At 66.3% G+C, this 12,195-nt stretch carries 10 protein-coding genes; 7 read left to right on the forward strand and 3 right to left on the reverse strand.

Going from position 1 to position 12,195, the window contains the following annotated elements; all coding sequences use genetic code 11:
- Positions 1 to 162: 162 nt before the first annotated feature.
- Positions 163 to 2,148, forward strand: coding sequence for an NACHT domain-containing protein (locus WMF44_RS22405; protein ID WP_437301141.1), 1,986 nt, complete (start codon positions 163 to 165; stop codon positions 2,146 to 2,148).
- Positions 2,149 to 2,224: 76 nt separating this feature from the next.
- Positions 2,225 to 2,386, forward strand: a complete 162-nt coding sequence (locus WMF44_RS22410; RefSeq protein WP_437301142.1) for an SEC-C metal-binding domain-containing protein — start codon at positions 2,225 to 2,227, stop codon at positions 2,384 to 2,386.
- A 79-nt stretch (positions 2,387 to 2,465) separates the two neighbouring features.
- Here WMF44_RS22410 and WMF44_RS22415 read toward each other — a convergent pair whose 3' ends face one another.
- The gene (locus WMF44_RS22415) at positions 2,466 to 3,266 is read right to left on the reverse strand and encodes a hypothetical protein (protein WP_437301143.1); all 801 of its coding nucleotides are present in this window, start codon (positions 3,264 to 3,266) and stop codon (positions 2,466 to 2,468) included.
- Between the two features lie 253 nt (positions 3,267 to 3,519).
- On the opposite strand from WMF44_RS22415, the gene WMF44_RS22420 reads away from it, so the two are divergent.
- The 3 genes from WMF44_RS22420 (at position 3,520) to WMF44_RS22430 (ending at position 5,524) form a co-directional block, all read left to right on the forward strand.
- Entirely contained in the window at positions 3,520 to 3,684 is a 165-nt protein-coding gene (locus tag WMF44_RS22420) for a hypothetical protein (protein WP_437301144.1), read from the forward strand.
- Between the two features lie 164 nt (positions 3,685 to 3,848).
- Positions 3,849 to 4,454 carry a LexA family protein gene (locus WMF44_RS22425; RefSeq protein ID WP_437301145.1) on the forward strand — a complete coding sequence of 202 codons (606 nt, stop codon included), beginning with the start codon at positions 3,849 to 3,851 and terminating at the stop codon, positions 4,452 to 4,454.
- Between the two features lie 296 nt (positions 4,455 to 4,750).
- The gene (locus WMF44_RS22430) at positions 4,751 to 5,524 is read left to right on the forward strand and encodes a hypothetical protein (protein ID WP_437301146.1); all 774 of its coding nucleotides are present in this window, start codon (positions 4,751 to 4,753) and stop codon (positions 5,522 to 5,524) included.
- 149 nt (positions 5,525 to 5,673) lie between these two features.
- On the opposite strand, the gene WMF44_RS22435 is transcribed toward WMF44_RS22430, so the two are convergent.
- Positions 5,674 to 5,805, reverse strand: a complete 132-nt coding sequence (locus WMF44_RS22435) for a hypothetical protein (protein WP_437301147.1) — start codon at positions 5,803 to 5,805, stop codon at positions 5,674 to 5,676.
- A 457-nt stretch (positions 5,806 to 6,262) separates the two neighbouring features.
- On the reverse strand, positions 6,263 to 6,778 hold the full coding sequence (locus tag WMF44_RS22440; RefSeq protein WP_437301148.1) for a hypothetical protein: 516 nt from the start codon (positions 6,776 to 6,778) through the stop codon (positions 6,263 to 6,265).
- A 1,090-nt stretch (positions 6,779 to 7,868) separates the two neighbouring features.
- Here WMF44_RS22440 and WMF44_RS22445 point away from each other — a divergent pair.
- Both WMF44_RS22445 and WMF44_RS22450 read left to right on the forward strand, forming a co-directional pair.
- Entirely contained in the window at positions 7,869 to 8,816 is a 948-nt protein-coding gene (locus tag WMF44_RS22445) for a hypothetical protein (RefSeq protein WP_437301149.1), read from the forward strand.
- 125 nt (positions 8,817 to 8,941) lie between these two features.
- Entirely contained in the window at positions 8,942 to 10,990 is a 2,049-nt protein-coding gene (locus WMF44_RS22450) for a hypothetical protein (protein ID WP_437301150.1), read from the forward strand.
- The last annotated feature ends 1,205 nt before the right edge of the window (positions 10,991 to 12,195 follow it).

Here is a 12,195-nt window from a genome sequence, read left to right on the forward strand (position 1 = left end):
CCCCGCTTCGAGCCGGCGGCCGTCAGGTCGCGCACCGGCACCCCTTGCAGCGCACTCGAGTGGCGGAGCAACATCACGCTCAAGCCGCCGCCCACGGCTGAGACTGCGAAATTTCTACCCCACCACATGGTGCTTGCACCCGCATCCTTGCATTGTCACGCCATGGATGACGACAACCTGCGCAGATGGTTGTGGACCGACGCGACCGCGAGCGCGCCGAACGATCCGGCAGGGGTCCTCTTGTCCGTGGAGCGGGACCACGTGGACTCGGTCTGGAGCGAGCACAGTCAGACCAATGTTCGCGTCCTGATCCGGAACGAGCAGCGCCCGGTGGACATGGAGGTCTTGCCGCGCCGGGTCGATGCGCCGTCGAGATGCACCGTGCCCGAGCTCCTCGCCCGCCACGAGCGCGTGCTCGTCGTCGGCGGGCGAGGCTCGGGAAAGACGGCGCTCATCGCGCGGCTCGCCGCGCGGGCCGCAGCGGACCACCGTCCGGGCACGCGGACGCTCGTGCCGTTCGTCGTCCCCGTGTCGCTCCTCGACGACCCACGCTTGAGCGAACGCGCCATCGCGAAGCTCTCGCCGATCGGCGGGGTCGTGCTCCTTCGCCGTGCGCTCGAGGAACGCCGCGCTCTCGTGCTCGTCGACGGGCTCGATGAGGCGAGATCCGGCGCGAGGAGGCTCTCCGAGTCGGTCGAGGCGTTCGCCGAGGCCAATCCGGGAAATCCGATGGTGGTCACGACGCGCCCGCGTCGCACGGGGATCCCGGGCTATACACGCGTGGAGCTGCGCGGATTCGTGACGGCGACCCTCCTGCCGCAGCCCGGCTCCCGCGTGGTCGCGGCGCATCACTTCTTGGCGCGACGGGATCCGGGGCGCCGCACGTCCTTGATCGCATCCACCATCGACGCGCTGCTCGAGCGCTACGCCGGCGAAGAGCTCCCGCCCGACGCGATCCTGAAGTCGCTCGATCTGCGCGACCGGCGGCTCCTCTTCGGAGCCATCGCCTGGCGCATGCACTGCGACCAGCTTGTCGAGCTCCCCGTGGAGCCGCTGGCCGCGCTCCTGCGACAGCAGTTGAACGGCGCTCGCTGGGTCGAGGGGCCGCGCCTCGTCCTCCGCAGGGCGGACGAAGAAGACGAAGAAGACGACATGGATGAGGATGAACACGGCGACAGCGACCGCGATCCCCAGGGCGGCCCGCTCGAGCGCGAAGCGGCCGGCGACGCCGGTGAGCTCGGAGAGCTCGCGCAGGACATCGACGGGATGGTCGAGCGCGTCATCGAAGAGATCCGCCGGCACCAGGGATTGCTGCTCGAGCCGCGCCCCGGGTTCTTTTCGTTCGCGGACCTCTCCTACCAAGCGTACTTGAACGCGCTCGATCACGTCAGGATCGGCGCGCTCGACTTCCTCATCGAGACGCGAAACAATCCGTGGTTTCATGAGACCATCGTTCACGCAGCGGGCATACCGGAGGTGGACGCGGCCGCGTTCATTCGGGAGCTCCTCGAAGCGGATCGGGGTGAGCCGCCGGTGGCCACGCTGCTCGCTGCCCGATGCGCCGAGGTCGCCGGCGGGCGCCTCCCGACCCAGCTTCGACGCACGATCGCGCGGCGGCTCTCCGATGTGGTGCCAGCGCGTGATGCGTTCGACGTCGCGCGCCTCGTCGACGACATCGGCGAGGTCGCGGGTCCAGGGCTGATTCAAGCGCTCAGCTCCGCCAGTCCGAGCGAGCGGGCCTATACGGCGATGGCGCTCGGAGCCCTGCGCCATCGGCCCGCCTACGGCGTGCTGGTGCGGATGGCCGCCGACGATTCACCTGTGAACGAGCCGATCGAGTGCTGGCTCTGGGACGACGATCACCTCGTGAAAAATCAAGTCGTCGGCTGCTTCGCGCTCCTCTCGCTCTTCGACGTTGCGCTCGCCGTGCCGTTTGCAAGCACGCTCTTCGAGCAGGCCCTCGAGCGCGTTCCACGCGGCGCGCTCGACTGCGTCTACAAGCTCATCGACTACCGACACATGGTGAGGAGCACGAGGGCCTCCGAGGACAAGCCCATTCGCGATCTGGAGGCCGTCGACGTGCTCCTCGCCAAGATGCGCAAGGTGCTTGACCGCACGGGCGGGCCCTCGGAATGGGAGCTTCCGTAGTCGCGCCGTGAGTCTCGCTCGACGATCCCGTGCAGGGCCCGTTCCTGGTCGTCACGCGCAGCGGTCACTTCGTCACGTGCCTCGGTCGGGGCATGCGGGCCGGGGATCTTCCGGTCGTGAAGCGCGGCGAGCGCGACGCGATCTCCCGGAAGGTCGCCCGGCTCCGGGAGAGATCGGATGGCAAGATCCCTGCCCCTGTGGCAGCGGGCGGAAGTTCAAGAGATGCTGCGGGACGTAGGTGCAGGGCAAGGCACGAGCAGCGGCTCGAGCGCGGAGGTGGTCCGACGTGACGTCTCCCGTCGGTTTCTGGGGGCAAGCTACGCGCGGCGGTCGAGGTACGTTCGGTAGTGGTCCGGTTCGAGGATGGGGATCGCGTCGTTCTTCGTGACGCACGACATCCAGTACGGACCGGCGAGCTTCATGAACGCCTCGAACTGGGCCTCGGGCGTCGTCTCCTCGATGAAGTAGAAGAGCTTGTCGCGCACCATGTTCTCGATCTGGCTCTTCATCTCCTTGGGAAAGCCCTTCGGGTCGCCCCAGAGGAAGACCTGTTCGCCGTGGCGGATGGCGCGCGTCAGGAGGATCTCGCCCTTGCCGTAGGCATCGACCGACGGGAACGCCGACATGGTCCGGCCCGAGATCAGCTCGCGAAAGTTCGCGACGGTCTTCGTCCGTCCGGCGTCCTGGTAAAGGCCGAGACGGCTCTTGCGCGCCTCGTCGATGAAGCGCAAGAACCCCGGCCCCGCCTCGGTCCCCTTGAGGAACTCCTCGAAGTAGTCGAGCGCAGTCTGGCGCTCGGGGCCGAAGGGGAAGTCCATCAGCGCCCAGCTCTGGACGAAGACGCCGTCCTCGAAGGCCGGGTCGCTCATGAAGAGCCTCTCCAAGTCCTTCCAGCAGCGGGTCAGCGCCGGGTACTTGTTCTCCGCGACGCACGCGATGCCGAAGAAAAGGAGAAAGCGGTACGCACGCATGTACTCGGCGAAACCAGGCGGACCCTCGATCCTCTCGGTGAGGAAGGCGTGAGCCGCCTTCACGTTCCGAAGCTGGTCGAGCGTGAAGCGCGACGGATCCAGATTGCCCGGCAGAATCGAGAGCCACGCAGGCTTCTTCTTCGCCATCGGGCCAGCGATAGCAGGCGGCGCGGCGGGCTTCCATCCCCAGCGCGGCGGAAAGTTCAGCGGTCCAGCCGCCGGGAGGGCCGCTGAACGCGCAGCCGGTCGATCGGACCGAGCCGAGTAGCCGACGCCGAGGAGATCGAGGAGAAGGGGCGGACGTGGTTGACGTCGGCGCGAGAACGGGGCTCGCTTCGCCGCATGGCGATTTCGCGCCCGCGTCACACCGACCTGAAGCTCGTCCCGCAGGGGCGAGATCGTGATCAGCGAGCCGGTGGGCGGCGGGGTGGAGGACATCACGGCGCTGGCGCGGGAGCTCGGCACCGGCCGGATGCTGCTCGGGCTCGATGTCCCGAGCACGTGCCCGACGAGGTACACCCCCGTCATGAAGCTCGTGCGGGACGGTTCCGATCCCGGCCGGTAGACGGTTCCGATCCAGGCCGGTACATGGTCCACCGCATGACCTACCGCGGCGACGGCGGCTTCCTGCCGCTCTCGGGCGGATCGCTTCAGGATCTGCTCAGCCGGTTGGTGGTCCGCCTTGGGACCGATCGGTTCTTCGAGCTGTACTGAAATCCCGCCGCCGTCATGCAGAAGCCGCGCTTCACCGAGACGCAAGGACGCTACTTGGCCTTCCTGCCCGCCTACACGGCCGTCCACGGGCACGCGCCCTCCGAAGCGGAGATGCAGGACCACTTCAAGGTGAGCCCGCCGTCCGTGCACCGGATGATCCTCGCCCTGGAGCAGCGGGGGCTGATCGCGCGAGAGCCCGGCGTGGCCCGCTCGATCCGGGTGCTCGTCCCGGCAGCGGAGCTGCCGCCGCTTGACGGTGACGAACCGACCCCGCGTGGACGGCGCGTCGCCGGCTCGGCCGACGATCTTCCGGAGCGTGCGACGGTCGTGGAGCAGACGGGGCGCGAGGTGGTGAAGGTCATGCTCGCGCGGGCGATCGCCATCGGGATCGACGACGCGGACAGCCTGCCGCTGATCGCCGCCGCGGCGGACGCCGTCGAGAACATGGTCCGCGCGGCCGGCATCGCGCCGCGTGGCGCGCGGCTAGCGCGCGAGCGGGTGCTCGACATCGCCGAGAAGGAGTACCTGCGCCTGTGCAGCGAGCAGGACGAGGAGGGAGATCCCGAGGAAGACGCAGCGAGGTTCTGGGAGCTGCTGGAGCCCGAGGACGGGCATGGATGAAGCGGTGCCGCGCAAAGCCGTTCCGAGCCTGTAGTTCATCTTCTGGACTTTGTGCCCACAAGTTCAACGGCGGCTTCGGCGCCAGCACCCACGCGGATCACGCCTCCCCTCCCGCAAACCGTGGCTCTCAGCGAGGATAAAACATGGAGAAATCCACGCAAAGAGCAGCCTGACGGGGGAGCCGTCGGTGATCTTCAAGATGTAGTTCAGCAACGTCTATCGCGCCTGCGTGGCGCACTATCCTGCGCGTCACGTAGAGCCATGGGCCTCCGTGTGCGCGCTGCATGGAGGACATCGTGAGGTTGAGTATCCCGACGGATCTGCGCCGCAGCTTCGAGGACAGGATCACGCGCGGCATCTTCAACCCCGTCGCCCGACTCCTTCCGGAGCATGTTCGTGAGGACCGACCGCAAGACGCGATCGCACAGACCTGGGCCATGTACGAGCGCTACGCCGAGCGCGGCGAGCTGCTCGACGACGCGATCTTGGTCCACTCCTGCGGCCCGCGGGCGACGGACGCGAGCCGGTACTACGTTCCCTGCAACGGATACCAGAGGAAGTGCGACGTCTTCGACCCGCGCAACTTCATGGAGGGGCGTATCGAGGTGCTGCGCTTCGGCGATTTCGACGACGAGGACGAGCACCGTGGCCCCGACGAGGACGAGGCGCCGGTCGGCTTCGGCCTCGCCGAGGCGACCAGCAGCAACCCCACACGGCGGATCTTGTCCGCGATCAATCTCACCGCCTGGCTTGCGGACCTCCCCGCGGACGACCGGCGGATGCTCGAGCTGCGCGCCGCCGGGTTCGATCTCGAGGAGATCTCCGGCGAGATCGGCTCCTCGATGTTCGCCATTTGCAGGCGGATCGAGGAGCTCGGCGAGAACCTGGCCAGGCACGCCTGCCTGCCCGATGCCGTTCGTCGCGGGCAGTCGAAGCGCATGGCGATACACGAGGACGCACAGCCGGACAGCCGAGTCCGACGCAGGGTACGAGGCCGGCCCGACAAGTCGCAGGTCCCCATCTCCAGCACAAGGGGCATGCCGACCCGGCGGATGCGACGCGCGGCGTGATGCCGCGGAGCGGGCCCACGCCCGTTCCTTTAGCCCTGGATCGCCTACGCGACGTTCGGACTGGCTGGAGGCTAAAACGAGGGGGGATCCCTCGTCGAGCGCCGCAGCGCTCATCTCCAGATGTCCAGCTCTTTGACGTTGTTGTACGACTACCTCGTCGCGTCTTCCGGCTTGTCCGTGGCGGTGGTTCCGCTTCCTACGCCCACGCCGAGACCGAAGGCGGCGATGCACAAGGAGCAGAGGCCAAAGAAGAACCGGATCGGAGAGACGATGATGATCATGGGGATCCTCCTCATCTCTCTTATTCCCGAGAGCAGTCGGGAATTGAGACTACGACGGATGTAATCCTTCAGCCTGCGGCATCGCTCGCGTACCTCCGGGAACTTCAAGGCCGCCTTGATCCGCGGGCGGAGCGCATCGATCCGATCGCGGCGCCGCGCACGATCTCCCCGGCGAGCGCTCGTGCACGATCCAGTCCGGCCGAGGAGGGGCCATCACGTTGACGCAGCCGCGGGAGACGGTGCTTTTCCAGCCCGCGGAGCGTGCACGCGGTCGTGTCCGCCTCTTGCTGAGGAGCAATGCCTCGACATCCTGGCTGTAACGATGCCACTGTACCCGCTTGGGATGTTCCGGGTAAGGGCGTGAGGCATCACGGTGCGTGGCTTGACTTTACGGCGCCCCCCGGGCGGTGGCGTCCGGCTCATGCGAGAAGCGCGTCAGGAGCCTGCCGGCGCGCGGTCATGACGTCCGGGCGTACTTGCCCGTTCCGTGGACCTTCTCGGCGGCGTCGGCGCACTTCTTCAAGATCTCGAGCGCCTCGTCGGACGCGGAAGAAGTGGGGACGACCAGCGGCAGCGCGCCCGGAGGAGTGGCGGCGCTCACGCCGTCGGCCATGCCACGGCGGGAGGCGGGGTGGCACCGCTCGAGTCCGTCCCTGAGCGAGACGCCCCCGAGTTCCTCGCTCATTCGCCGCGCCCCCTCGCTGAGGGCGTTCTCCCCGAGCGTCAGCTGGGCGGCCCTCGTCAGCGCGTTGTTCTCCCCGAGCGTCAGCTGGGCGGCCCTCGTCAGCGCGTTGTTGTCCCCGAGCGTCAGCTGGGCGGCCCTCGTCAGCGCGTTGTTGTCCCCGAGCGTCAGCTGGGCGGCCCTCGTCAGTGCGTCATTGTCCCTCGTGGGCTGGCTCGGCGGCATCGTGGTCGTCGTATGCATCATGATGTCCTCCTTCGCGAACTGGTAGGTGGCTAGATAGTCAACCACAAGTCAAACGATATGGAAAGCCCTACATCGAGGTCGTGTCTACCTGGTGTTGATGAGCTCGAAATTCTCGACCAAGTTGGTGGTCGTCTGCGGCATAACGTCCGTCGCGTCATTGCCGTACCTTCCTGAACACGATTTGACGTCGGGCTCGATGTCGATGGTCGCCGAGGATACCTCTTCGTGCCTGTGATCATGTGCTCGGGCAAGGTGGCCATGATCGCGTCGGTATGTTCTTCGGGTGCCCGCACGGGACCGTAACGATGTCCTTCGCGCCGAGCTCCCTGAGGTAACGTAGAGGAGCATGGCCGGCCTTGTCCCTCCGGCCACGGGCAGCAGTGCCAGGATCGACCTTCCCATGAGGCTTGAAGCGCTCGGCCTACCCCGCGGCTCCTCGAGCTCCTGAAACGCAACTTGCCGGCCGGGGGCTGCGGCGCCGCGAGCACCTCCAGCAGCGAGCGTCCGCAGCAGTGCCCTGCGACCATCGGAGCCATCCCAGGTCCTCGTCCTCTCGGGCCAAGAAGACGACGGGATGCTCGACGGGTCGAGCCGGATGCCCCCTCCAAAGTCCTTCCGAGCGGCCCACCCAGCGGCGAAGGCGAGCACGTCGGTCGTAGACGAAGGTCCGTCGGCCGAGGTGCGGGATCGCCGTCAGGATTTTTCGTAGTAGTTGCCTGCCTTTACAGCAATCCACCTCCCGTCAGCGCAGCGAGGTTCGACACGAGGAGCGAGGCGGTGGAGCCGAGGGGAAACCGCTCGCGGCAGCGTTTTGGCGGCCGGCGAACGGCAAGAAAAACTGCCGATCCCCGGTGCCACCATAGGGATGGCGCATGGAAGTGCTCGCCAGACGCTGGATGGCCGCCTGCGGTTCTTCGGCGTAAAAGTCATACAATTCATCCACTTACATAAGTGGATCGGTAGACCGCAGTACCGTCGGGGGCTGAATCCCGAGAGCAGGATCGGAGGCTCCGGGTCGCCACGTCGCCGCAGGCACCAGCGGCGGGAACGGAGCGCTGTCCCCCCGAGGTGTGGCGTGTTCCCGGTGAGCTCGGGTTGACGTGCCCGCAGGCTGTATGGCTACCCTCTTCCTGCCATGGCGCGGATCCTCGTGCTGCCCCAGGTGTTTGCCGACGATGTCGTGGCCGGCGTGTCCGCGGGCGAGCTGGCGCAGCTCGAAGATCGCCTCGCCACGCGGATCGAGCGGACGCCGGACGCTGATGATCCCCAAGCCGTGCGGATCCTTCGCGCACTGATGCGTCCCCCGCTCCTGGAAGGCCCTGCTTGGTCCGAACCGTACCAAGAGCTCGGGCTGGAGCCGCGGTGGCTCGACATCGTGAAGCGGCTGCGGATCAGGAGCCGCGACGACTACTGCCAGGTCTGGGAGCTGGTCGGCGAGGTCCCGGACACGACCTGGATCGAGCGCGGCGGCGTGCTGACCCGAGTCGATCCAGACCCAGCCGACGAGGCCCCACGCCTTTCACTCTACACGCTCCGGCTCAGCGCGACCGTGCCCCGCGACGGCGACACGAGGAAGCCAGGCGCGCCCGAGAGCCCGCCGCCGCCGGTACGTCCGCTTGGATCCCGGAGGAGCGACCTCGGCGAGGTGGAGGCGCTGGCAGGCTTCCTGGCGCCCCGTGTCGAGGCGACGTTCAACGGCACGGCCAGGCTCCGGGAGCAGCCGCTGCTGGCCCCGCTCTGCACCCTGGCAGCGACGGTCTGGACGGCGATGCAGCACCCCAAGGTCCGGACGAAGCACAAGGACCCCCAGTACAAGAAGCGCGCCTTCTACGCCTGCCTCGACGGCCTCGCGCTCGGGGAGCATCACGCTGCGGCGGAGCGGATCCTGCGCCGCGATCACCCTCGGCACATCCACGTCAACGCGAGCGCAGCCCCCGAGCGCTACACCGCTCGGACGTGGCGCAGCGGGCTCGGCATGTTCGCCGAGGGTAAGGACGGGCACCTCACGGCGGTAAACGACGGCAACCGCAAGCAGTTCACGCCCACCATCCTGCTCTCCCTTTCCGGCGACGAACCCTGGTAAGGTGCAAAAAACGGCCCGGTCAGCTTCCACCCTGACCGGGCCTCAACTCGCGGGATCCTGGCCGACGCGAGCAGGTTCATTCTCCATCACCTGTCGTCGTTCGGCAACCTCTTCGGAGGGTCATCGTGCCGAACAACGACCTGACGACGGCCCGAGCCGAGCTCGTAGACAGGCTCACACACGTCTTAAAAGTGGGGCTCGACTCGAGCGAGGTGCCAGCACCGCTCATCCACATCGATGCTCCAGGCGGGCTCGGCAAGAGCCACATCACCGCCCAGCTCCTGCGAGACCGGCGGGTCGTGTGGTTCGGCGAGCGGAACAAGCTGGAGGGGCAGCTGCGCGAGTTCCTGAGCGCGCCGCTTCCAGGAGTGACGCCGCTTCCTCCCTCGCCCGGTACAGCGCCGTGCCTCACGCCGGAACTGGAGAAGCGCCCCTCACGCGAGGATTCCGGCTTCTGCTCTCAGCTCGACAAGCGTATCAAGCCGCTCCAGTTCATGGGCCTCGGGCGCTTCGAGCAGCGGATGGCGTGCAAGCCCTGCCCGGACTTCAAGTCTTGCAGGTATCAGAACTGGCAGCCGTCGACGCGCTGGCTGTTCGCCACGCACGCCCGCCTCGGGCTGCGCAACAGGGACGAGTACCTGTTCAAGGGGCGCGAGATCGCCATCATCGACGAGTCGCCGGTGAAGGAGATCCTTCAGGCGGTCACCCTGAAGGAGCACGAGATCGTCAAACTTCTCACGGCCGTCAGGAATTTCGAGGGCTCCCGGCTGTGCACGTCCACTGCGCAGGTATTCACGAAGCTCTTCAACGTAGTCCTCGATCTGCTCGAAGATCCACCTCCCGGCCGCCGCCGGGTTGAGCTCCGCGTGCTTCTTCGCGATCTCGGGTACCGGTTCATCGACAATCTCCCCACGGCGGCGGAGCAACTGCAGGCAGCTGGGAAGCTCGTTCGCGAACAGCCAGCGGCGGACGAGCGCGACACACGGCGTGCCAAGGACGCCGTGGACGGCATCCAGGAGATCGATCCGATGGCCACGGCGTACCTCATCCAGGAGCTTCAACTGCCCAAGAGGCTCAGCGAGAAGCTTCACAAGCTCGCCGACGCCCTGGCGGCAGATACCGGAGCGAGACCCACGTGCGTGGTCGTGCTTCCGTCTACGGAGGGAAAGGGCGGCATCGCTGCTGGCCAGCTTGTAGTCCCTCCAATCCCTCCGAACGTGCCGGTCGTGCTCCTGGACGCCACGAGCGATCCCATTATCCCTCTCCATCTGTTTCCGGGCCGGCCAATCATCGATGTCCGCGTCAGCGTGCAGCAAACAGCTCGCATTCTCCAGACCCTCGATCACCGCTACCCGGACCGCACGCTCATGGATCCGAAGAGCCCCGCGATCGATCGGCTGATGGGCATCGTCGATATGCACAAGTTGAACAACCCGACGCACAAGGTCGCCATGGTGGTGAAGCGTCAGTTGTTCAACGGGCAGCCCCACGTAAAGAACCGGATCCTCAAGAGCGTGGCGGAGGACGACATCATGTTCTTCTGGGCCAACCGGGGGGACAACTCGATCAAGGACTACGACGCGCTCTTCGTCCTCGGAGCGCCTGAGCTTCCTGCGATCGAGATCGAGGCGCGGGCAAGAGCGTTCATGTCCCAGATCCGACCTGGGCCCAACGAGCAACCGTTCGACTACCGGGTTGTACCCCAGCAAGGCGGTCCATCAGAGGGCTATGTCACCGCGACGAATGGAACCCGCATCGCTGATCGCGGTTATCTCCAGGGCGGCCCCATGTTCGTCTTCTACGCGTTTCACCAAGCCGAGTACGCCCAGGCCATGCTTCGCTTGCGACCGTATGATCCGACGAGAGCGAAGACCATCGTCTTCTTCTCGAACATAGACATCCCCTTCTTCAACATGGAGTTCACCACGGAGAGCGAGCTGCTGGGACAAGCTCCGGCGCTTCTCGTCCAAGCCCGTGATGTGCTGAAGCTTCAGCGGGCAACGGGCATGCAGGGCGCGATCATGCAGAAGGATCTGGCTCAACTCCTCGGGGTCAGCAAGGCCGCCATCACCAAGGCGAAGAAGAAATACGGCCACACCGCGCTCTGGAGGGAGATCGAATCGCTCATGACGCCGAGAACCGGGGTCTCCGCCCGATCATCTACGGTGCCCTGAGTCGGTTCGAGTCTCTCGACGTCATGCTGACAATAAAAAAAGCTGCGTGCCCTTCCGCAGCCTGACGGCTGCGTCGGACCCGCTTGGAACCAGCCCGTTCCAGGAGCCGGTTAACCTGCCCCGCCTATATCTATAAGGGGACAGGTTAACCGAGAAAATTCTGTAATCTCAGGTAGTTACCAACGGGTGACGACCAGGGGGGCGACCCCGCCGAAGGCGGGGAGCACATTCCCGTTTTTTTCTGTGGCGAGGCCGTCGAGCTCCACGATCGAGAGCCACGATCGAGAGCCACCGATCGGCGACACGAGGTGTGTGTGTGGGTTCAATGAAGACCGAGCGGTTGATCAAAATAGTACTTGCTGAGTAGTTCAACCGATGCAATGTGCTGATGCATTCCTCATGGACATGTCGTCGTTCAACGAGATCCAGCCCATCGCCCGCCAGATCCAGGCGGATGCGCTCGAAGATCAAGATGATGCTGTGGCGAAGCCTCGTCCCATGGACGAGCTGGATCAGGCTCAGGAGCTAGCTCCGGACGAAGCCATTCTTGCGGAGGAGGAAGGGCCCCCGGAGTACCACCACGACGCGGACGGCAAGACCTGGCGGCTGCTCGACGGGGACTACCACTGCATCTCCGACCCCGCCGATTGGACCGAGGACGACTGGCAGGAGTACGATCCCTTCGCGTCGGCTCGACTCGCTCAGCGCACGATCGCGCAGTTCAGCCGCCACCACTACCGCGTGAGCCCCGAGCAGCTCGCCGAGAGATGGCGGAGGTGGGCTGCGAAGCGCGCCGAGCGGGCCGGTGAAGAGAACGCTCGTGCACGCAGCGATCGGGCATGCCGCTTCCGTCCCGAACCGACGCCAGCCCCACGTTCTCGAACGGTCCGGACCCGACGCTCATCGACGCAGTCGCACGCGACGGCTGATCCGACGCCACCACCAGAGCCAGTCCCAGCACCCACCGCTACCGCTGCGGTGAGCGATCCCGGCCCTGCGGGACAACCTCCGCGCACTGTCGCGGTTCTCGCTCGTCTGACGAAATCGTCTGATCAAAGCCCCCCCGGACCTCGTAATGGCTCCGCCGACTGCATGGCAGGCACATCGCAGGCGCCGCAGCCGGATACTGGTGGGCGCCCCTCTTCGGCCCCGCGTAGGTCGCCTCGCTCGGGTCCGACGCCTCCCCTTGATCAGCGCCTGCGCCC

Origin of the sequence: Sorangium sp. So ce426, from assembly GCF_051475585.1 — a bacterium.
Classification (GTDB): Bacteria; Myxococcota_A; Polyangia; order Polyangiales; family Polyangiaceae; genus Sorangium; species Sorangium cellulosum_B.

Excerpts from the sequence above, each read along its gene's own strand:
- WMF44_RS22425 (WP_437301145.1), top strand. The coding sequence starts at position 3,849 with ATGCAGAAGCCGCGCTTCACCGAGACGCAAGGACGCTACTTGGCCTTC.
- WMF44_RS22405 (WP_437301141.1), top strand. The coding sequence starts at position 163 with ATGGATGACGACAACCTGCGCAGATGGTTGTGGACCGACGCGACCGCG.
- WMF44_RS22415 (WP_437301143.1), bottom strand. The coding sequence starts at position 3,266 with ATGGCGAAGAAGAAGCCTGCGTGGCTCTCGATTCTGCCGGGCAATCTG.
- WMF44_RS22435 (WP_437301147.1), bottom strand. The coding sequence starts at position 5,805 with ATGATCATCATCGTCTCTCCGATCCGGTTCTTCTTTGGCCTCTGCTCC.
- WMF44_RS22445 (WP_437301149.1), top strand. The coding sequence starts at position 7,869 with ATGGCGCGGATCCTCGTGCTGCCCCAGGTGTTTGCCGACGATGTCGTG.